Source organism: Bifidobacterium italicum (assembly GCF_002286915.1).
Lineage (GTDB): Bacteria > Actinomycetota > Actinomycetes > Actinomycetales > Bifidobacteriaceae > Bifidobacterium > Bifidobacterium italicum.
On sequence record NZ_MVOG01000028.1, the window covers coordinates 1 to 20,189 of the forward strand.

The window sequence follows — 20,189 nt, forward strand, 5'->3', positions numbered from 1 at the left end:
CCGCGGGGCGCGGCGCGCGCCGAGAACCTGCGCTCCGGCGGCGACGGCGCCGCCTCGCACAAGGACGCCGGACGGTGAGCGCGAAGGGCGCCGACGGGCGTTGGACGCGCGTCGAGCACGGCTTCCCGCCGCTGTTCGACGCGCGTTCGCGCGTGCTCTTCCTCGGCACGATGGCCAGTCCGAAATCGCGCGAGGCCGGCTTCTTCTACATGCATCCGCGCAACCGCTTCTGGCCGATCATGGACGCGCTGTTCGCCGATCCGGACGACCCGTCGGACACGGTCGGCGCAACTGCGGCGTCGCGCCGCGCGTTCGCGCTGCGGCATCGTTTCGCGCTGTGGGACACGGTCGAATCCTGTGAGATCCTCGGCGCGTCTGACGCGTCGATCCGCGACGTCGTGCCGAGCGACCTGACGCCGATCGTGCGCGGATCCGAGATCCGGCACATCTACCCGTGCGGCGCGAAGGCGGCGGCCCTGTACGAACGCTACTGCAGGCCGATGCTGCTCGACGACGGGATCGACCTGCCGTCCACGCCGCTGCCGAGCACGTCGCCGGCCTACGCGGCGAAGACGCTCGACGACCTGATCGCGATCTACCGCGAGAAAGTGGACATGGCGGACTTCGCCTGACCCGCCGCGGCGGGCGCGCCCCATGCGCGCGTTCATGGGGCGCGTTTATGGTCTATGATGGTCTGCGCGCGCGAACGGCCGCAGGCGCTTTCGCTAAGGACGGGCGTTCGCACAGGACAATTCATGGACGAACGGATGAACATCACGGACCTCAGGGTCGGGAGACGGTGACGCAATGGCAATCGAAGTACAGGGACTGGAGATTCAGATCGGCGCGCGCACGCTGCTGCAGCCGACGAGCTTCCACGTCGCCAAGGGCGACAAGATCGGCCTCGTGGGACGCAACGGCGCCGGCAAGACGACGCTGACGCGCACGATCACCGGCGAACTGCTGCCGACGGCCGGCACGGTGCGCGTCACCGGCAAGCTCGGCTATCTGCCGCAGGACACGCATGCCGACGACCCGGAGCAGTCGGCGCTCGACCGCATGATGAGCGCGCGCGACATCGCGACGATCATCCGCCGCATGCGCAAGGCCGAAAAGGAGATGACCGACCCGGACCCGGACGTGATGACGAAGGCGATGAACCGCTACGACAAGGCGATGCAGGACTTCGAGAAGGCCGGCGGCTACGCGGCGCAGTCCGAGGCGCAGGCGATGGCGGCGAGCCTGGGGTTGCCGCAGGACGTCATGGCCCGTCCGCTCGGCACGCTCTCCGGCGGCCAGCGCCGCCGCATCGAACTGGCGCGCATCCTGTTCTCGGACGCGGACACGCTCATCCTCGACGAGCCGACGAACCATCTGGACGCCGACTCGATCGAATGGCTGCGCGGCTTCCTCAAGAAGTACGAGGGCGGCTTCCTCGTCATCTCCCACTCGGTCGAGCTGCTCGACGAGGTCGTCAACAAGGTGTGGCATCTCGACGCGCAGACCGCGCGGATCGACATGTACTCGCTCGGCTACCAGGCGTACCTGCACCAGCGCGCCGTCGACGAGGAGCGCCGCCGGCGCGAACGCGAGGTCGCCGAGAAGAAGGCGGAGCGGCTCATGCAGCAGGGCATCCGCCTGCACGCCAAGGCGACGAAGGCCGTGGCCGCGCAGAACATGATGCGCCGCGCCGAGAAGCTGCTCAACGAGACGAGCGGCGAGCAGCGCAAGGAGAAGGTCGCGGACATCCGGTTCCCCGAGCCGGCGCCGTGCGGACGCACGCCGATCATGGCGAAGGACATCTCGAAGGCGTATGGCGACAACATCGTCTTCGCCGGCGTCAACCTCGCGATCGACAAGGGCTCGCGCGTCGTCATCCTCGGCTACAACGGCGCCGGCAAGACGACGACGCTACGGCTGCTCGCCCATCTCGACGAGCCGGACACCGGTGCGGTCGAATACGGCCATGGCGCGAAGATCGGCTATTTCGCGCAGGAGCACGACACGCTCGAACTGGACATGACGGTCCTCGAGAACCTGCAGCATGTGGCCCCCGAGCTCACCGACACGCAGGCGCGTTCGATCCTCGGCTCGTTCCTGTTCTCCGGCGACGACGCGTTCAAGCCGGCGCGCGTGCTCTCCGGCGGCGAGAAAACGAGGCTCGCGCTCGCCACGCTCGTCACGTCGCGCGCGAACGTGCTGCTGCTCGACGAGCCGACGAACAACCTCGACCCCGCCTCGCGCGCCGAGATCCTCAAGGCGATCTCGAAGTACGAGGGCGCGATCGTGCTCGTCACCCACGACGAGGGCGCCGTCGAGGCGCTGCGCCCCGAACGCGTCCTGCTGATGCCCGACGGCGACGAGGACCTGTGGAACGACTCCTACCTCGAGCTCGTCGCCGAGGAGTGAGGACGCGCCCGTCTTTGCGGTCCGCTTACGCGAAACAGGGGCTTCATGGAACCGTTGCGGTTCCATGAAGCCCCTGTTTCGTCCGTGCGGCTGCGTCTTCGTCCGTACGCGCATTCAGTCGAGATCGACCGGCTCGTCGGGCGTGCCGGCCTGCGATGCGCGCATGATGTCCGGTTCGACGTAGATCTCCCAGTTGTACCAGGGCATCGACTCGCGCACCGACCGTTCGATCTTGTTGACGGTGTCCACGTCGTAGTCGCGGTCGAGCTTGGAGGTCTGCACCTTGAGGCACAGCAGGATGTTGTCCTCGGACATGTGCACGGACTGCATGTTGATGAGGTCCTCGACGCCTTCGGTGCCTTCGACCGCCTTGATGATGCGTTCCTGCGTCAGCGCGCTGACCGACTCGCCGATGAGCAGCGAGCCGGCCTTGTAGGCGAGCAGCAGCGAGCCGACGATGAGGACGACGCCGACGCACATGCCGCCGAGCGCGTCGTAGAGCTCGTCGCCGGTGGCGATGGCCAGGCCGATGCCGAGGAACGCGAACGCGAGGCCGATGAGCGCGAGCGTGTCCTCCATGATGACCGAGGCGAGGTCGGCGGATTTCGTCACGCGCCAGAATTTGTAGATGCCCATGTGCGGCATGCCGGTGTGGCGCATGCGTTCGTCCGATTCCTTGACCGACTGGTGCAGCCCGTAGCCTTCGAGACAGGCGGAGATGACGACGACGATGAGCGCGACGACGAGTTCGCCGCGGTTGGCGCCGCGCATGGCGGGGTCCTCGAGCACCTCGCCGACCTTCTTGAGCGCCTCGCTCGTCGAGAAGAAGCCGCCGACGAAGAACAGCAGCGTCGCGACGACGAAGGACGCGAGGTATTTGACGCGGTACCAGCCGAAGGGGTGCTGCGCGTTCTTGCGCCGTTTCCTGGCGACGCGGTCGCCGGCCATCAACACGATCTCGTTCGAGCAGTCCGCGATCGAATGCACCGATTCCGAGAGCATCGACGACGACCTCGTGAAGAGGAACGCGGCGAGCTTGGCGATGGCGACGCCGATGTTCGCCATGAGCGCGGCCTTGACCGCCGCTCCCTCATGTTTGCGTTCCTGCTGCGCGCTGATGCCGTCGCCCTGCGGCGCTGCGCCCTGTGCGATGTCCTTCGTGTGGCCGTCCGTCATGTCCTCGTCCTTTCCTCGTTGCTTCTCGTTGCCGTGGCGCGTCGCGTCACTCGTCGTCGGGCTCCGCGCCCGTCGCGGCATCCGGTTCCGCGTCGCGTTCGCCGAGCGACGCGCGGATGCAGACGATCGCGTTGAGCGCGCGCGGGTATCCGATGTACGGCAGGCATTGCGAGACGACGGCGATGAGGAAATGCTCGTCGTTGCCCAGCCGCAGGTTGGCCTGGATGTGCGCGCGCTCCTGCGCCTCGCAGCCGCCCTGTCCGATGAGCAGGCAGAACGTGACCATCTCACGCTGGGCGAGCGTCAGGCCTCCTCGCGTGTAATAACCGCCGAAGCAGTCGTCGGTGAGCCATGCGTTGATGTGGCGCGTATCCTCGGGTCCCTTGTGAGGGAAGTCCCTCATCGTGTCGCCGAACAGGCGCATCTCGACGCGTTCGCCGGCCGCCATGCGCCCTTCGTCGCCGACGGTGGCCTGGCCGGGCAGCGGCATCGCGACGTTCTCGGCGTTGAGGAAGTCGTTGAGCTTCCTCAGGTAGGGCAGCGCGTGGGCGAATCCGGCGTATGGCGTGGCCTGGTAGATGACCTCCTTGAGCTGCACGGACGTGACGCCGGTCCGGTAGGCGACCGGCAGCATCATCTCGAAGGCTTCCATGCCCTGCGCGCCGATGATCGCGGCGATGATAGCGAGGCACCGGTCGGTCTCCCCCAGTTTCGGGTCGTTCGCCTCGGGTTCGCGCACGACCTCGTCGTAGGCGAATCGGGAGAACAGCGCGATGTACTCCGGGTCGGTCTGGGACAGCGTGCGGTCGTCGTTCCAGAAATGGTTCATCTTCTTGTGCAGTTCCTCGAACACTGCGTGCCTCCTGTCCGGTTGTCGCGGCGGTCCCGCGCATGGCCGGCGCGACAACCGCGCACGGCCGGAAAAACATGCCTACGACGTCCGTATAATACGACAGGCCATCACGTCATGCCCATGACGTTCCGCGCGGGCGGCGCGTATTTCGCCATGGGCTGACGGATGATGGGGCGGCGGGGCCGTCCGGCCCCGCGGGCGCTCACTTGGTCTGCAGCTTGTCGCTTGCCGCGTCGAAGTCGCTCACCGGCGTGGCCACGATCGTCGGGTCGTCGTAGGTGGCCATGTAGTAGGTCTTCGTCTTCGCCGAGTAGCCGCTCGTGAACATCGTCTTCTCGTACTGGCCGTCGGCCATCGCGCTCATGCCCTCGATCATCGCGGCGCTCGAAAGCGTCTTGAACAGGCGGGTGACGTTGTCCTTCTCGCCCTGCTTGTCCGGGTAGTGCGCGTTCGCGTAGGCGATGCGCACGAAGCGGGACATCGAGTTCGGGTCGCCCGGCAGGCCATGGGCGCTCAGGCCCGCGCCCCACGGCTTGAGCTCGGCGCCGCCCCACTTGACGGGCTTGACCATCGTCGGCACGCAGTTGATGTAGTTGATGAGGTTCTGGCGGTGCACCGGGAACTCCGGCTGGTTCGTCATGACGTCGATGTCGTCGTCGTAGACGTGCATGCCGCTCGCCGTGTATTCGACGACGATGCTGCGCGTCGCGTCGGCGATGATCCAGTGCAGCATCGCGACCGGGTACTGGTCGTTGATCGGCTTGGCGACGATCGTCACATTCTTGAGCGCCTCGGCGACGTCGTCGACGCTCGTGAAGCTGCGAGCCACCCACAGCGGGAACTCGTAGGCGGCCACGTTCGTCGTGAAGTTGACACTGTCCTCGGCGTACTGCGCGTAGCCGGGGAAGTTGAGCCCGGCGACGGTCAGGCCCGCGTCGTTCGCGCAGTCGAAGTAGAGCGGCGTGTCCTCGACGATGATGCCGACGCCGATGACGGCGTGGTTGCGGTCCTCGGCGTTGAACGCCGGCTGGTAGTCGTAGTCGGCCGGCGTGTACACGATCTTCTCGCCGTAGCCGCATTCCCAATCGAGGTTGCGGCCGAAGTAGAGGTTGCCCTCGCCATCGACGAAACGCACTGCACTGCACATGATGATGTTCCTTTCCATGTCGCGGACGGCCTCGCCGCCCGCGTTCGATCGCGCGCGCCGCCCGGCGGGGCGGGTCGTGCGCCGTTGCCGCCATTGTAGGGAGCGGTTCGGCGCGTGCGCGCCGGTTATCGTTGTCAGAGGAAGCGGCGCGGCACTGCGCCCCGGCGTTCGGCCGGCGGCGCACACGGCGCACGGTACTAGAGTGGATGGCGTATGTGTTTGCCCTTCCCGGCCATGCGCTCGCACGTCGCGGGAAGGCGGGGAAAGGACCGACGATGAACGATCACGGCACGCGCGGCGCCGCCATGGCGGCCGCGCAGGACATCGAACCCGAGGAGGGGCCGCGCACCGACGTGCTGCGCTCGTGCGCCTACGGCGTGGCGACGGTGCGCGCGCTCGAACGCCCGCTGCTCGACGACGGCGTGCCGCTCATGCGCATGGCCGCCGCGGCCGCGGCGCGCCGCGTGCTCGACGTCATCGACGAACAGGGATGGGATGCGGACACGCTGCGCGTGTGCGTGCTCGCCGGCGCCGGGGACAACGGCGGCGACGGCCTGTACTGCGGCGCGATGCTCGCCGGCGAAGGCCTCAACGTGACGGCGATCGCCGTGGGCCGTTCTCTGCACGACGAGGCGTACGGCGCGTTCCGCGAGGCCGGAGGCCACGTCTTCACGCTCGACCCGAACGCGAGCATCCCGGGAGCCCCCGTCGGATTCTCCTCCGGCGAGGCCGGCGCACGCCTCGAACAGGCCGTGCGCTTCTCCTCACGCGCGCACATCATCATCGACGCGATGACCGGCATCGGCGTCAACGGCGCCCTGCACGGCATCCCCGCGGCCATCGCCGAAGCCGTCGGCACGCACGGAACACCCGGGCGCCCCGCGCTTCCCGACGACGAACTCGACATCGAATTCCCCTTCGTGCTCGCCATCGACACGCCCTCCGGCATCGGCGTCGAGGACGGCACGCTGCCCGGCGCCTACATCCCCGCGGACGTGACGATGACGTTCGGCGCGCTCAAGCCCTGCGCGATGCTGCCGCCCGCCTGCTACGCGTGCGGCCGCGTCACGCTCGTCGACTTCGGCTTCGACGTCGACGACGCCGAACCGGACGTCGAGATCGTCGACCGCACCTTCGCCCAGTCCGCGATCCGCGTCCCGTGCCTCGAGGGCGCCAAATACGAACGCGGCGTGGCCGGCCTGATCACCGGCTCCGACGCCTACCCGGGCGCCGCCGTCCTGTCCACATGCGCCGCCGCGCGCTCGAACATCGGCATGGTGCGCTATCTGGGCCCCGAGCGCGCCCAGGACCTTGTGCTGCACGCGCTGCCCGAAGCCGTCGTCGGCAAGGGACACGTGCAGTCCTGGATCGTCGGCTGCGGCATCCCCGACGGCGCGCACGGCGACGAGCGGGACCTGCAGCGGGCCCGCGCGAAGGCCCTGCTCGCCCACTACTCGCTCGACTGCGGCGATGACGCCCGCCGCGCCGCGCTCGCGATGCCGCCGATCGTCGTCGACGCCGGCGCGCTCGACCTGCTTCCCGCGCATGTACCCGCACACGTCGTCGTCACACCCCACGTCGGCGAGATGGCGGCGCTGCTCACCCGCCTCGGCGAGACGACCGACGCCGCCGACGTGGCCGCCCGTCCGCTGAACGCCGCGCGCCGCGCCTGCGAACTGACCGGCGCGACCGTCCTGCTCAAAGGCGCGATGACCGTCATCGTCGGCGCCGACGACGCCGGCGCGACGCGCACGCTCGTATGCGGCCGCGCACCCGCGTTCCTCGCCACGGCCGGCGCCGGCGACGTGCTCGCAGGCATCACCGGGGCGATGCTCGCCCAACAGGCCGACGAGGTCGTCGCGGACCCCTCGCTCGCCGCCGAGGTCGTCGCCGGCGCCGCCTACGTGCACGGACTCGCCGCCGCGCTCGCCTCGCACAGCGACCAGCGCGCATGGAACGAGCCGACGCTGTTCTCCGACGGCGCCGCGGACACACACGCCGCAGAATCGGTCGGCCATCCGATCGTCGCGATGGATGTCGTCGACGCGCTGCCCGCCGCCTTCGACATGCTCAACGCGACCGCGCGCTACGAGTGACGCGCGCCCACGCGCCGGACACAAGACCACCACCCATGACGGACGCCCCGCGGGACGCCGCCGTACAGAAAGGAACCACCATGACGCTGCTGCAGCACGACGTCGTCGACTTCACCCTTCAGGCCTACCAGAACGACGCCATCAAGACGGTGTCCAAATCCGACCTGCTCGGCCACTGGTCGCTGCTCTTCTTCTACCCCGCCGACTTCTCGTTCGTCTGCCCGACCGAGCTCGAGGACCTCGCCGACCACTACGACGCGTTCAAGCAGGACGGCTGCGAGATCTATTCCGTCTCCTGCGACACCCAATGGACGCACAAGGCATGGCACGACGCGAACGAGAAGATCGGCAAGATCTCCTTCCCGATGCTCGCCGACCCGACCGGCGAGCTCGCACGCGACCTCGACACCTACAACGAACACACCGGGCTGGCCGAACGCGGCGACTTCATCATCGACCCCGAAGGACGCGTCGTCGCCTACGAGGTGATCTCGTCGAACGTCGGCCGCGACGCCGCCGAGATCCTGCGCCGCGTCAAGGCCTCCCAGTTCGTCTACGAACACACCGACCAGGTGTGCCCGGCCAGCTGGGAGCCCGGAGACAAGACGATCAAGCCGAGCCTCGACCTCGTCGGGGAGCTGTGATGGGCAACGCCGGACAGGACTTCTACGACGCCGTCGTCATCGGCGGCGGCCCCGCCGGGCTCACGGCGGCGATGTACCTCGCGCGTGCGCGCTACCGCACCCTCGTCGTCGAGAAGGATGACTTCGGCGGCCAGATCACGATCACCGACGAGGTCGTCAACTACCCCGGCGTCCCGATGACCGACGGCCGCGCGCTCGCGTCGGCGATGCGCCGGCAGGCCCTGGACTTCGGCGCCGAGCTGCGTACGGCCGACGTGACCGGCATCGACATGCTCGACGACGGAGTCAAACTCGTGCATACGACGCGCGGCGACGTGCGCGCCTTCGCCGTCGTGCTCGCGATGGGCGCCGCTCCGCGCCGCATCGGCTTCGCCGGCGAACGCGAATACGCCGGACGCGGCGTGGCCACCTGCGCGACCTGCGACGGCGAGTTCTTCACCGGACGCGAAGTCCTCGTCGTCGGAGGCGGCTTCGCGGCTGCCGAGGAATCGGTGTTCCTGACGCGCTACGCGCGCAAGGTCACCGTGCTCGTGCGCGAGGACGACTTCACCTGCGACGCGCAGATCGCGGAACGCACGAAGAGCAACCCGAAGATCGACGTCCTCTACCACACCGAGCTCGACGGCGTCGAAGCCGGTGGCCAGGGCCTCGTCGCGGCGACGCTGCGCGACGCGCGCACCGGCGAACGGCGCCGCTGGCAGCCCGAGCACGGCGGCGCTTTCGGCGTCTTCGTCTTCGCCGGCTACGTGCCGCAGACCTCGATCGTCGACGGCTTCGTGCGGCTTGACGACGACGGCTACGTGATCTGCGACCCGACGACGCTCGAGACGTCGGAGTCCGGCGTCTACGCCGCCGGCGACCTGCGCGTCAAGGACCTGCGGCAGGTCGTCACGGCCACCGCCGACGGCGCGATCGCCGCCGTGCACGCCGAACAGTACGCGGCCGAGGCCTCCAGGCGCACCGGCGTCGTCCCCGAACGCCCGTCCGACTCCGTCTACGAACGCAAGGAGCGCGAGGCGCATGCGGACGTGCCGCCCGAAACGACGCTCGCACCGGCGTCCAGCGACGTCGAGGACACGCCCGCACCGCAGGTCGCTTCGTTCTTCGACGACGACGTGCGCACGCAGCTCGCGATGGTCTTCTCACGCATGCAACGTACGGTCACGCTGCAGCTGCAGCTCGACGACACGCCGCTGAGCGTCGAGCTCAAGGCCTTCGTCGAGGAGCTCGTGCGGCTGAGCGACGGACGGCTCGAGATGGTGGCCGACACGGTGGAACGCGTCGACGAGCACGGCCGCGGCGTCTTCAACGCGACGCTGCCGCTGCCCTTCGCCGCGCCGGTCGTCAGCCTGCTCGTGCGCAACGATGCCGACGAGCTCGTGCCCACCGGCATCGCGTTCCATGGCGTGCCCGGCGGCCACGAGTTCAACTCCTTCGCGCTCGCGCTGTACAACGCGGCAGGTCCGGGACAGCCGCTTGCCGACGGCGAACGCGAACGCATCGAGGCGATCCACGATCCGGTCGACGTGATGCTGCTCGTCTCGCTGACGTGCACGATGTGCCCGGAGACGGTGCGCGCCGCGCAGCGCATCGCGTCGCTCAACCCGAACGTGCGCGCCGAGGCGTACGACATCGCGCGCTACCCCGAGCTCAAGGAACGCTACGACGTCATGAGCGTGCCGTGCATCGTTGTGACGCGCGGCGGCGAACAGCGCACCGACTTCGGCAGGAAGGGCGTCACGCCGATGCTCGACCTCATCGAACACGTCTGATACGGCCGTCGTTCATATGCGAGGAGAATCCCCGTCCGCGGGGATCCTCCTCGCATATCAGCACCATGTCCGCATATGCACTGTCCGCCATTTGTACTGCACGGGCGCGCACATCGGCGCCCGTGCAGTACACTGGCGATGTCATTCTCATCTTCATCCGATGCACCCAAGCGAGGTTCCCGATGGCCGATGCCCGTCCGATCACCGATGTCGTCTTCGATTTCTGCGGCGTGCTCGTCGACTGGCAGTGCCATTGCGCGCTCGACGGTCATGTGGACGCCGAGCTCGTCGAACGCATCTGCGCCGACGACGACCCCTACGGCTTCTTCCACTACGAGGATCTGATGGACGGCGGCATGCGGCTCGACGACGTGCTGCCGGTCGTCGAACGGGAGCACGGCAAGGACATCGCCGCGATCTACCGGTACTACATCGAACACTACGGCGACGCATTGCCGGGCATGGTCGCCGGCATGGAGGAGCTGCTGCGCGACCTCAGGGCCGCGGGCGTGCACGTGTGGGGGCTGACGAACTGGGCCGAGGAGACCTTCCATTTCGCTTTCGACCGCTTCCCGCAGCTTGAGGGGCTGCTCGAGGGCACCGTCGTCTCTGGCGTCGAGAAGTTGCACAAGCCCGAGGCGCCGATCTACCGGCTCGCCGAGGAACGCTTCTCGCTCGACCCGCCGACGACCGTGTTCGTCGACGACACGGCGAGGAACGTCGCGGGCGCCGAGGCGCTCGGCTGGCACGGCATCCGCTTCACCGACGCGGCCGGCGCGCGTGACGCACTGCGCGGACTCGGCGCGGCCATCTGAGGCTTCATCGGGCAAGCATCGGCAAACGGCAACGGAAAGGACTGGCATCGCATGGCCACATTGCTGCAGCTCAAGTACATCGTCAAGATCGTCGAATGCGGCTCGATGAACGAGGCCTCGCACATGCTGTACATCTCGCAGCCGGCGCTGAGCTCATCGGTCAAGGAACTCGAGAACGAACTCGGCATCGAGATCTTCACGCGTTCGTCGCAGGGCATCGCATTGACGGTGGACGGCGCCGAGTTCCTCACCTATGCGCGCCAGGTGCTCGACCAGGTCTCGCTGATGGAGGAACGCTACAAGAACGCGAAGCCGCGCAAGCAGCTGTGCTCGGTCTCGACGCAGCACTACATGTTCGCCGTCGAGGCTTTCGTCAAGATGATCGAATCGATCCGTTCGGACGAATACGAGTTCACGATCCGCGAGACGCGCACGCGCGACATCATCAACCAGGTCGCGAACATGCGCTCGGACATCGGCATCCTGTACCTGTCCGACTTCAACAAACAGGTCATCGGCAAGCTGCTGCGCGAGAAGCATCTCGAGTTCCATCCGCTGTTCCGCGCGCCGTTGCATGTGTTCATCGCGCGCACGAACCCGCTCGCGATGAAGAAGAAGGTCACGATGGAGGACCTCAGGCCCTTCCCGTTCATCCAGTACGAGCAGGGCGAGGAGGGCAGCTTCTACTTCGCCGAGGAGGCGGTGTGGCCGGACCAGTCCCCCAAGCAGATCAACGTGACCGACCGCGCGACGATCCTCAACTTCATCATCGGCCTCAACGGGTACACGGTGTGCACCGGCATCGACAACGGCGACCTCAACAACGAGAAGATCGTGACGGTGCCGCTCGACACCGACGTGACGATGCTCGTCGGCTGGATCTCGCACGAGCGCGCCAAGCTGACGAAGCCGGCGCAGGTGTATCTGGACAAGCTCAGGGACGTGCTCGGCGAGCATGGATACGACGTCATCGAGCAGTGAGCGCGCCTGCGCTCACTAAGGATGGCCCTCGCGGCCTTCGCATGGGTGTCATCCGGCCCCCGCATGCATCCCTTAAACGGTTGCGGGTCATCGCCGGAACGCGAATCCAGACGCATTGCAATGCCTTCCCCTTTCCGCCTCTCCGTTCCTCCGCCCTCGCCCATCCATGGCTCTCTCTTCTCCCGCATAACCTAGGATTTCGTCTATGTCGGCGAGTTATGCGCGGACTGGGTGCATGTCCGATTTGATGCCCCATGCTTTTGGAACATGAGCTTACAGGTCATGTTCGAATCCATGATGCATCGGAACAGCAATCGACAAATGCGCACATCCTCGCCATCCCTGCAATGACCTTCATCGAAGAGATCGCCGCATAACCTAAGATTCCAGTCGAAATATCGAGTTATGCATGATGAAGCGATGCGGCGGCCATCGGGAAGACCTTCTTCCTTAGATGCTTGTCGTGCTGTGTTCAGATTGGTGCTTGGCGCGGTGGTTCGGGGTGTGATGCTTACTAACAGTAAGTACCTGTATATTCGTATGATATAATGACTCCATGCAGGACATCGACATCTTCTCCAAGGACTGCCCCACCCGCTTCAACCTGTCGGTCATCAGCGGAAAATGGGGGCTGCTCATCATTCTGGCGCTGGCGGACCGCTCGCTGCGCTTCAGCGAACTGGTGCGTACGATCGGCGGCATCAGCGAACGCATGGCGTCGCAGACGCTCAAGTATCTGGAACGCTGCGGCGTCGTGCGCCGGCGCGTCGTGCAGCATGCGAAGCCGCCGCAGGTGTACTACGAGCTCACGCCGCTGGGACGCCAGTTCGTCGCTCCCCTCTCCCAGCTCGTCGAGATCGCGAACCGCAACGTGGACGCGCTGATCTACCATCACGACTGATCGCAGGGCGGCGCTGCTGCAGCGAGCGCCAGCGGCGCCATGATCGCCTTGTAGAGGGTCGCATAGGCGGATCCGTATGAACGTCGTCTGTACGGCTCCCCCGTCTCCGTATAATCCTTCTGCCCATGACAGGCGAAGGTTGCGCGGTGCCACATGGGCTTTCCCGTAACGCGCATGTCATCGTTGACGGCCCGACCGATCACGCCTCATGCAGCCACCGGTCTCATACATCGGGAATCCGGCGCGTCCGCGGACGGTCCTGATTAGACTCCCGCATTAAACCATTGGGAAGGAGATCGGCATGACCGAACCAGACCGCCTGCCCGTTTCCTCCAAGCCGACGCATATCGGCGAACTGGTGTCCGCGTTCGAGGATGAGCCGTTCGCTGACGCCATCGACCGTCTGATCTGGAATGGCCACCGTTCGGATGCCACCGCATTCGAACGGTATGCGGCGCGCGAGCTGGAGGCGTCCGACGTCGCACAGCTGCGCCGCATCAGCGCGCAATATCCTCTTCGGGTCGTGCGACTGGACAACGGCTCCGCGTGGATTGCCGTACCTGATGAGATGTCTCCCGCAGACCGTGCGGTCGTGCATGCCGTGGAGGCCGCGCTCACGCGTCTGTTCGCCGCGGATGCCATGGCATGCTCGCTGGATGAAGGCCAAGGGCTCCTCACCACGCTCACCGACGCCGACTTGGGCGAGCTGGATTCGCTGATCCTCGGCGATTGGTGCGAACGCATGCAGTTCGTGCGCCGTCAGCCGGATCTCGATGTCGATCGATCTGAGCAGTACATGGGCGATGGCGACTGGGGTGCGATGCTCAAGTGCTGCGCGGTCAGCGAGTCGATCGTGCTTCCGCTGCACTATGAGTATCGCTGCGACTTCGACCGCGCGTCCGGCACGATGGGCATCGTGTTCCAGGCGCCCACGGCCGGCCAATTCAGCCTGTACGTCTACGACGGATGTGGCTGTTGGAGTCTACTTTCCGATGAGCGGCGCGCGGCGCGGGCGTCCGCGTACACGCTGTTGCTTGCGGGTGTCGTGGCGCAGGTTGGCTTCAGCGCGCATGCCGGTACACGTACGGTGTGGGCCACCGCATACGCGGACTCGGTGCAGCGGATGGAGCGGCCCGTCGTGAGCCTTACCGTGGACCGTGCGGATTTCGACGCGCGCGTCGCGCCGCAGTATGCGGCCGGGCTGGATGATGTGGTCGTGGATGGTGACGCGGAGGGCGCCTTGCGCGTCCTGCGTGCCGCGGGTGCATGCAGCGTGCGGCTGGATGCGCTCACCGGCGCGCTGGACGTGATACAGCCGCTGCCTCTGCCGCAGCCTCTACTCGACGGACGCACCCCCCTATGGAGGGACAACCGTGCGCTGCCGGCGAATCTGCAACGTCGGCTGCATGCGCTCAACGCGCGCTCATTGGACACCGAACATGATGACGGGGTCGTCACCTATGAGCAGATCGCTCGGATCGAACAGGAGAACCGGGACTCCCCGCTCATCATGGAGGCCGAGCTTGAGTCGGCGATCGCACGGATCGAATCGACGATGCCCAACGACGGCAAACAGCCGCTGTTCTGCGAGCATGCGCACGAACGCGCGGCGGTCGGCATGCTGTTCGCCACGCCATCCACGATCTACAGGCGCGTGCCGAAGTCGCTGTATTACGCGCATCTGGCGCTCGCGAACCTCTACATGAAGGAGGGAAGCGTACAGGCGGCGCTCAGGCATGCACACGCGCTTGTGGAACTGGCTCCGCTCACCGCGGCATCGTATTCCACGCTGGCGCTCGTGGTCTGGAGGACGACCCACGACGCCGATACGGCGATGCATGCGTTCCGCACGGGGCTCAAGCATGCCGTCACCCTGCGCGACCGCAGTCTGCTGTATCTGCATCTGGGCTATCTGCTCGCCGACGTCGGCAGGAGCGCACTCGCGCTCGCCTGCGTGCAATGCGGGATCGACGGCGATCTGCCCTATGACGAGATCGACGACGCCATCGAGATGTTCCTGCGACTGCGTGCGCGGCTCGGGCGCGAGCAGCCGTTCGACGACGACGAGAGGGCGCAGCTGCTCGGCGCGCAGGACTTGGACATCGACGAGACGTCCAAGGCCTGGATGTTCGCCCGAGGTGCCGCCGAGGAGCTCGCCGACTGCGGTTTCAAGTACGCGGCCGGCGTGTCCATGGTCGCCGACAACGATCTGATGCGCGCATTGAGCGCCAGCCTCCGGTACGGCATGCTCAAACCTCGGATGGTGGAGCAGGACGCGCGCGGTCGGCGAACGCGCTCCTGAAGACGGACGCGGACGCCCTTCGGCATGGACCGGCCGCGGCGCGCATCGCGGCCGGTCCATGCTTATTGGTTCCTGCCCGCAGACATGCCTTGAGGCGCCTGATAGGCGTTGCGCAGCCGGATGAGATCGTCGCTGTCGAACGCCTTCGCGTCGGATGCGTCCGTGGCGGCCGCATCATCGATGCGCGCGTCCGCATCCTCCGGCCACGCGCGTCCGGAGTGGAATTCCTTGAGTATATGCCCGTCGGCGACGGTGAAGACGAATCCTTCGATATGCTCGCCGCGGTCGGTGTAGTCGTCGCGGATGATGTCGGCGACGAAGGCACGCGCCGCATCCTCGTCCCCGAGTACCGTCACGCGCTCTTTGACCGGCACGCCAAGGCTTTCTGCGAGCGCCGCGAGTTCGTCGTAGTCGCATAGTTCCTGGAATTCGAAGCTGTTGCGCACCGCGTCGAGCAGGTAGGCAGTCGTCTTGGGGTATTCGATGATGTGCTTGTCGTGTGCTTTGTCGCATACTTCGAGCAGCAATGTGGCGTTGTGCTCACGGCAGTATGCCTTGAGTTTGTCCTGTGTGGTGACGGTGATGCCGTCGCCGCGCGCGCCGACGACGTCCGGCGGCCCATATGCGCCGCGCATGCGGACCATCGGCGCATCCGCGTCCGCGCCGTGGGCGCGATGCGGCTACACTACTGAAGCAACGCCGGGCGTAGGCGCCCGATTCGTGACGGATCCTAAGGAGGGCATCATGTTCGGAGCGATCATCGGCGACATCGTCGGTTCGAAGTACGAGTGGCATCCGATCAAGACGAAGGATTTCCCGCTGTTCTCCGACGGCTGCCGCTTCACCGACGACACGGTGATGACCTGCGCCGTGGCCGAGGGCATCATGAACGGCGGCGGCGCCGACGACTTCATCGACGCGATGAAAAAGTACGGGCGCATGTACCCGAACGCCGGATACGGCGGCCGCTTCCGCAAGTGGCTCGCCTCGGACAGCCGCGAGCCGATCGGCAGCTTCGGCAACGGCGCCGCGATGCGCGTTTCCCCCTGCGGCTGGATGATGGACTGCGGTTTCCTGGCGCGCACCGGTTTCATGCCGATCGTCGGCCGTCAGCTGGCCGAACGTTCGATAGCCGTGACGCACGACCATCCCGAAGGCATCAAGGGCGGCATGGCCGTCGCCGACGCGATCTTCCTCGCGCGCTACTGGTTCGGCGGCTGCCACGGCGAGTTCGAGCGCGGCATCGCCGACGACCCGGCCGAATGCAAACAGCGCATCCGCGACTACATCAACCACGAGTACGGCTACAACATGAGCCTGCCCATCGACCGCATCCGCCCCGCATACCGTTTCGACGTGACCTGCCAGGGTTCGGTGCCCGAGGCGATCTGCTGCGTCCTTGACAGCGACGGCTTCGAGGACGCGATCCGCAACGCCGTGTCGCTGGGCGGCGACAGCGACACGCAGGCCGCGATGGCCGCGAGCATCGCACAGGCCGCCTACGGCATCCCCGACGACATCGGCGAGCAGGCGCTCTCCTACCTGCCCGGCCCGCTGCGCGACGTGCTCGAACGCTGGGACGACTTCTACCGCGAGCGCGACAAGCCGCCATTGTTCTTCGAGCATCGTCCGTTCGCCGCGTAGCTCATGTGTCGATGCGGGTGATCTCGCGCAATGCCTTGTTGCGGTAGGTGAGGTCGCCACGCGCGTCGAATCCGAGACGCTCCCAGAACATGTTGCCGGCGTCGTTGTGCGCGAAGACGACGAGGGCGACCTTGACGATACCTTCGTTCGCGAGCGCATGCAGCGTCGCGTTGACGAGTGCGGTGCCGATGCCTTGGTGTTGGCGTTCGTGGCTGACGGCGGTGTGGTAGATGTAGCCGCGTCGCCCGTCGTGCCCCGCGAGGATGGCTCCGTCGATGANGNCGTCGTCGTTTTCGTGGACGAAGCTGGTGGTGGGGTTGCGTTGGAGGTATCTGGTGATGCCCTGGCGTGAGTCGTCAATGGTGTTGAGTCCCATGCCGGGGCATGAAGTCCAGCATGCGACGACGGCGTCGTAGTCGTCGGGTGTCATGATGCGGATCATGGGTGCTCCTTGAATAATCAATGCGTATGTGAGATAGGAATCACGGAAGCGACCAACACTCCCTGCAGCAGGTCTCAATGAGTTATCTTTGATAATCATAGCCTCATCCACATCGAGCACATCACACTATTAAGTAAATATCACGACGCATTCACAACAAACTGGTACTGCAAACAAGTAGAGATTCGGCGATTCAGCACATCTCTACCTATAAACGTACATACCGCAACATGCCCCCCTGATTTCCCTCATCGTTAATCCGACATCCATGTTCTTCGCCCTAACCGAAAAGACAGCGCACCCGTAGCAGAGTTGGTCAATTCTCCCTCAACGTCAATTAGTAGACCTATGATAGATATATCAGTTTTACTACTCATCCTTCTGTTCAATCTTTGTAAGTCATCGGCAAGAGTCCCCAACACAACGTTGCAAGTAAGGCGAAGAAATGGAAGATAAGAATCATCACAGAACAACTATCACAAGAGTAATTACAGTTACCGCATTCATTATAACTTTAATAACTATTTTTATCTTAATTAGCAAAAGAGTTATCAATATTAAAATTACTTATATACCCGTCAAATGGGAATGGAACTTCTGGACTTGCGCGGAAGCGATCGGCACCATCGGCGCCACCTTCGTCGCTTTGTTCGGCTTGAATCTAAAAGAAAGCAGGGAGAAGCGCCGCTCAGTGGCCAAAGTGGTATCCTCTTGGATTTCAGAAAAGAGTAAACCAAACGCAGATGGTAGTTCGTATGTTCGCACGGCAGTCATTCACATAAACAACGAAAGCGACGAACCAGTATATGACATTGCCGTGAACACGACTCTTGACGGCGGAGAGCATTGGATTGGACCACTTTCAGCTCCTGATCTGATACCCGTTCTTCCAGCCCACCGAGAACTGCAATTCGACATTACGATTCCACTACTTGGCCATAAACATTGGAGTACACCGCAAGTGGCCTGCACCTTTGCTGACCCCAACGGCAGGATATGGGAACGCAACATTGACGGAACCCTAAAGGACTGCAGCAAAGAAAAGCCCCGCTGGGTAGACCTGCAAGACGATGAGCCACTTGTGAAAGACTACGATTTCACTCTATTTAATCCGATGGCCGTCTGCCTGAGCTTTCTTGACCTACTTAATAGAGACCCATGCGGAGAAGATATGAAGAACCTGCTTTCTCCACAAGCGGTTGGTTGGAAAGATGTGGACTGGGAGAGCATCAGGCACGATTTTGGGAAATGCGCGCCGACATCCAATGTTCGCTTTCCAGCACCTCAAGTCGCGATCATCTTACTAACGGACGACGAATCACTTCAAGGAAAGAAAGTCGAAGGTTGGAGGCAAAGAATTGACGCGAAAGCAATTGTCACCTTGACTTTCTCCCATGACCAAGGCTGGAGAATATTTGGAATAGGGAATCGCGTACTTCCCGAAGACATTCTCTTCCCCGAAGGAACGCTTACGCAAAGCTAAATTAAAGAATTTGAATAGAAACACCGCTCATGCATCCTCTTCGCTTTTGCGTGTCGTGTGATGTTGGCTACACTGAAACCAGCTGCACAGGGACGATTCGTGGAGGAGATGCGATGCAGGAGCGTTGGGGGGTCGAGCGTGAGCAGCAGGACACCCGCTATCGTCTCTCGTTCACCGTCGGCGGTCTGCTGATGCCGCAGGGCGTGGTGTGCGCGCGTCGCTTCGTCGATTCCCGTCCGCAGCCGGATGTGCCGAATGTTCCGGTGGGTGCGGCGATCGTGTCCATTCGTGACGAGGTCGTCGATTCCAACATGCTGGCGATTCGCACCGTGTCCGCGAACAGGCGCGTCACGGCGGAGGTGTGCAAGCGGCTGAGCGCCCTGTCCTATGCGGAGCTTGCATTGTTGGCTTCGGATGCCGTGTCCCCGCAGGACCGCCGTTATCTGATGTGGATCGCGATGTGCCGGTATTACCTGTTCGTCGGCGAGTTCGCCTCCGAGGTGCTTCGCGAGCGCTTCCTGCTCGGCGAGACGATCTCCCATGCCGACTATGACCGTTTCGTGCTCAACAAGGCACTGTGGCATCCCGAGCTCGAGTCGGTCAGCGCTGCGACGGCGTCGAAGCTGCGCGGCAACGTGTTCAAGGCGATGCGCGAGGCCGGGCTAGTCGAGGGGGATCCCCGCGGCGTCTGCTCGATCGTCCCCGCCGTGTTCGGCAGTTTGCTGGCCGCATTGGAGGGGCCGGATTCCGCTGCGTCGTCGTTCTTCCCTTCCCGTGGTCCAATGAACTGAGGTCATATGCAATCGTCTTCCTTCCCCGGCTATGATGCGCTCCTGTCCGATGGCTCCTACGACGCGGCCAAGGATTTCGAACATGTGTTCGAAGTCATGTCGCAGCCGTCGTTTTTGCACATGACCGGCCTGGGCGGCGAGCAGCCGTTCTACATCTGCGACTATCCGGCCGAACGCGAGCTCGAGGTGCGCGGATGCATCGATACGCTTGCCGCGCGTCTGCGTACGACGAAGTACGCGGACGGCTCCCCCGCCCCTAGCATCCTGCGCATCGACCTGTTCGACAGCGTATGCGACTTCCTTCGCCACCGCGACGTGCTCGAACGCGTCATTGACCTCGAACCACGCCGGCATACGCCGATCTCCTCCGACCCGATGCGCGACGGGTTCCTCGAACTGCTCGTCAACATGGTGAACGCGACGAGGAACAACCTGTACGACTTCCTCGCCGAACATTACGACGAGGCGTTCGGGAAAGGCGGAGCGGACATCGTGTTCATCACCGGCATCGGCGCCGTCTACCCGTATGTGCGCGGCCACACGCTGCTCAACAACCTACAGGGGCGCATCGAGGGCAGTCCCCTCGTCATGTTCTTCCCCGGCACCTATGCGCAGAGTTCCGCGTCAGGCTCGTCGATGCGCCTGTACGACCGGATCGAGGCGGAGAACTACTACCGGGCAAAGAACATCAGGGACGTGTCCGTCATCAGCTGACGACGGCCCACATCCGACG

18 protein-coding genes are annotated in these 20,189 nt (G+C 64.7%); 13 read left to right on the top strand and 5 right to left on the bottom strand.

The annotated features are described in order from the left end of the window. Positions 1-170 precede the first annotated feature (170 nt). Together B1400_RS07095 and B1400_RS07100 are read left to right on the top strand one after the other, a co-directional pair. Positions 171-632 carry a uracil-DNA glycosylase family protein gene (locus tag B1400_RS07095; RefSeq protein WP_235607381.1) on the top strand — a complete coding sequence of 154 codons (462 nt, stop codon included), beginning with the start codon at positions 171-173 and terminating at the stop codon, positions 630-632. Positions 633-807: 175 nt separating this feature from the next. Next, positions 808-2,409, top strand: a complete 1,602-nt coding sequence (locus tag B1400_RS07100) for an ABC-F family ATP-binding cassette domain-containing protein (protein ID WP_095613725.1) — start codon at positions 808-810, stop codon at positions 2,407-2,409. A 114-nt stretch (positions 2,410-2,523) separates the two neighbouring features. On the opposite strand, the gene B1400_RS07105 is transcribed toward B1400_RS07100, so the two are convergent. The 3 genes from B1400_RS07105 to bsh all read right to left on the bottom strand — a co-directional run bounded on the left by B1400_RS07105 (position 2,524) and on the right by bsh (position 5,585). Beyond that, positions 2,524-3,585: a cation diffusion facilitator family transporter gene (locus B1400_RS07105; protein WP_095613755.1), complete on the bottom strand. Its 1,062-nt coding sequence runs from the start codon at positions 3,583-3,585 to the stop codon at positions 2,524-2,526. A 46-nt stretch (positions 3,586-3,631) separates the two neighbouring features. After that, positions 3,632-4,438, bottom strand: a complete 807-nt coding sequence (locus B1400_RS07110) for a carboxymuconolactone decarboxylase family protein (RefSeq protein WP_201260206.1) — start codon at positions 4,436-4,438, stop codon at positions 3,632-3,634. Between the two features lie 202 nt (positions 4,439-4,640). After that, complete coding sequence (gene bsh, locus B1400_RS07115) at positions 4,641-5,585, bottom strand: choloylglycine hydrolase (protein WP_095613757.1); 945 nt, start codon at positions 5,583-5,585, stop codon at positions 4,641-4,643. A gap of 305 nt (positions 5,586-5,890) precedes the next feature. Between bsh and B1400_RS07120 the strand changes: the two genes are divergently transcribed. The 7 genes from B1400_RS07120 to B1400_RS07150 all read left to right on the top strand — a co-directional run bounded on the left by B1400_RS07120 (position 5,891) and on the right by B1400_RS07150 (position 15,096). Further along, on the top strand, positions 5,891-7,681 hold the full coding sequence (locus B1400_RS07120) for a bifunctional ADP-dependent NAD(P)H-hydrate dehydratase/NAD(P)H-hydrate epimerase (protein ID WP_095613758.1): 1,791 nt from the start codon (positions 5,891-5,893) through the stop codon (positions 7,679-7,681). Between the two features lie 80 nt (positions 7,682-7,761). Then, positions 7,762-8,325 carry a redoxin domain-containing protein gene (locus B1400_RS07125; protein WP_095613726.1) on the top strand — a complete coding sequence of 188 codons (564 nt, stop codon included), beginning with the start codon at positions 7,762-7,764 and terminating at the stop codon, positions 8,323-8,325. After that, complete coding sequence (locus B1400_RS07130; protein ID WP_095613727.1) at positions 8,325-10,097, top strand: FAD-dependent oxidoreductase; 1,773 nt, start codon at positions 8,325-8,327, stop codon at positions 10,095-10,097. Before B1400_RS07125 ends, B1400_RS07130 begins: the two co-directional genes overlap by 1 nt. 182 nt (positions 10,098-10,279) lie before the next feature. Then, positions 10,280-10,912 (top strand): HAD family hydrolase, encoded by a 633-nt coding sequence (locus B1400_RS07135; RefSeq protein ID WP_095613728.1) that lies wholly within the window; start codon positions 10,280-10,282, stop codon positions 10,910-10,912. 51 nt (positions 10,913-10,963) lie between these two features. Continuing rightward, positions 10,964-11,893 (top strand): LysR family transcriptional regulator, encoded by a 930-nt coding sequence (locus tag B1400_RS07140; RefSeq protein ID WP_095613729.1) that lies wholly within the window; start codon positions 10,964-10,966, stop codon positions 11,891-11,893. 556 nt (positions 11,894-12,449) lie between these two features. Continuing rightward, on the top strand, positions 12,450-12,794 hold the full coding sequence (locus B1400_RS07145; RefSeq protein WP_095613730.1) for a winged helix-turn-helix transcriptional regulator: 345 nt from the start codon (positions 12,450-12,452) through the stop codon (positions 12,792-12,794). Between the two features lie 301 nt (positions 12,795-13,095). Further along, positions 13,096-15,096, top strand: coding sequence for a hypothetical protein (locus B1400_RS07150; RefSeq protein ID WP_095613731.1), 2,001 nt, complete (start codon positions 13,096-13,098; stop codon positions 15,094-15,096). 62 nt (positions 15,097-15,158) lie between these two features. On the opposite strand, the gene B1400_RS07155 is transcribed toward B1400_RS07150, so the two are convergent. Continuing rightward, positions 15,159-15,731: an RNA ligase gene (locus B1400_RS07155; protein WP_157909657.1), complete on the bottom strand. Its 573-nt coding sequence runs from the start codon at positions 15,729-15,731 to the stop codon at positions 15,159-15,161. Positions 15,732-15,840: 109 nt separating this feature from the next. Between B1400_RS07155 and B1400_RS07160 the strand changes: the two genes are divergently transcribed. Further along, positions 15,841-16,740, top strand: a complete 900-nt coding sequence (locus B1400_RS07160; protein ID WP_095613733.1) for an ADP-ribosylglycohydrolase family protein — start codon at positions 15,841-15,843, stop codon at positions 16,738-16,740. 1 nt (position 16,741) lies between these two features. On the opposite strand, the gene B1400_RS07165 is transcribed toward B1400_RS07160, so the two are convergent. Beyond that, positions 16,742-17,281 carry a GNAT family N-acetyltransferase gene (locus tag B1400_RS07165; protein WP_456061888.1) on the bottom strand — a complete coding sequence of 180 codons (540 nt, stop codon included), beginning with the start codon at positions 17,279-17,281 and terminating at the stop codon, positions 16,742-16,744. A gap of 346 nt (positions 17,282-17,627) precedes the next feature. Between B1400_RS07165 and B1400_RS07170 the strand changes: the two genes are divergently transcribed. The 3 genes from B1400_RS07170 (at position 17,628) to B1400_RS07180 (ending at position 20,170) form a co-directional block, all read left to right on the top strand. Then, positions 17,628-18,665, top strand: coding sequence for a hypothetical protein (locus B1400_RS07170; protein ID WP_095613734.1), 1,038 nt, complete (start codon positions 17,628-17,630; stop codon positions 18,663-18,665). A 113-nt stretch (positions 18,666-18,778) separates the two neighbouring features. Then, positions 18,779-19,456 (top strand): DUF1819 family protein, encoded by a 678-nt coding sequence (locus tag B1400_RS07175; RefSeq protein WP_157909658.1) that lies wholly within the window; start codon positions 18,779-18,781, stop codon positions 19,454-19,456. Between the two features lie 6 nt (positions 19,457-19,462). After that, positions 19,463-20,170 carry a DUF1788 domain-containing protein gene (locus B1400_RS07180; protein ID WP_095613736.1) on the top strand — a complete coding sequence of 236 codons (708 nt, stop codon included), beginning with the start codon at positions 19,463-19,465 and terminating at the stop codon, positions 20,168-20,170. Positions 20,171-20,189: the final 19 nt, after the last annotated feature.

Excerpts from the sequence above, each read along its gene's own strand:
- B1400_RS07095 (WP_235607381.1), top strand. The coding sequence starts at position 171 with ATGGCCAGTCCGAAATCGCGCGAGGCCGGCTTCTTCTACATGCATCCG.
- B1400_RS07100 (WP_095613725.1), top strand. The coding sequence starts at position 808 with ATGGCAATCGAAGTACAGGGACTGGAGATTCAGATCGGCGCGCGCACG.
- B1400_RS07105 (WP_095613755.1), bottom strand. The coding sequence starts at position 3,585 with ATGACGGACGGCCACACGAAGGACATCGCACAGGGCGCAGCGCCGCAG.
- bsh (WP_095613757.1), bottom strand. The coding sequence starts at position 5,585 with ATGTGCAGTGCAGTGCGTTTCGTCGATGGCGAGGGCAACCTCTACTTC.
- B1400_RS07120 (WP_095613758.1), top strand. The coding sequence starts at position 5,891 with ATGGCGGCCGCGCAGGACATCGAACCCGAGGAGGGGCCGCGCACCGAC.
- B1400_RS07125 (WP_095613726.1), top strand. The coding sequence starts at position 7,762 with ATGACGCTGCTGCAGCACGACGTCGTCGACTTCACCCTTCAGGCCTAC.
- B1400_RS07130 (WP_095613727.1), top strand. The coding sequence starts at position 8,325 with ATGGGCAACGCCGGACAGGACTTCTACGACGCCGTCGTCATCGGCGGC.
- B1400_RS07135 (WP_095613728.1), top strand. The coding sequence starts at position 10,280 with ATGGCCGATGCCCGTCCGATCACCGATGTCGTCTTCGATTTCTGCGGC.
- B1400_RS07140 (WP_095613729.1), top strand. The coding sequence starts at position 10,964 with ATGGCCACATTGCTGCAGCTCAAGTACATCGTCAAGATCGTCGAATGC.
- B1400_RS07145 (WP_095613730.1), top strand. The coding sequence starts at position 12,450 with ATGCAGGACATCGACATCTTCTCCAAGGACTGCCCCACCCGCTTCAAC.
- B1400_RS07150 (WP_095613731.1), top strand. The coding sequence starts at position 13,096 with ATGACCGAACCAGACCGCCTGCCCGTTTCCTCCAAGCCGACGCATATC.
- B1400_RS07155 (WP_157909657.1), bottom strand. The coding sequence starts at position 15,731 with ATGCGCGGCGCATATGGGCCGCCGGACGTCGTCGGCGCGCGCGGCGAC.
- B1400_RS07160 (WP_095613733.1), top strand. The coding sequence starts at position 15,841 with ATGTTCGGAGCGATCATCGGCGACATCGTCGGTTCGAAGTACGAGTGG.
- B1400_RS07170 (WP_095613734.1), top strand. The coding sequence starts at position 17,628 with ATGGAAGATAAGAATCATCACAGAACAACTATCACAAGAGTAATTACA.
- B1400_RS07175 (WP_157909658.1), top strand. The coding sequence starts at position 18,779 with ATGCAGGAGCGTTGGGGGGTCGAGCGTGAGCAGCAGGACACCCGCTAT.
- B1400_RS07180 (WP_095613736.1), top strand. The coding sequence starts at position 19,463 with ATGCAATCGTCTTCCTTCCCCGGCTATGATGCGCTCCTGTCCGATGGC.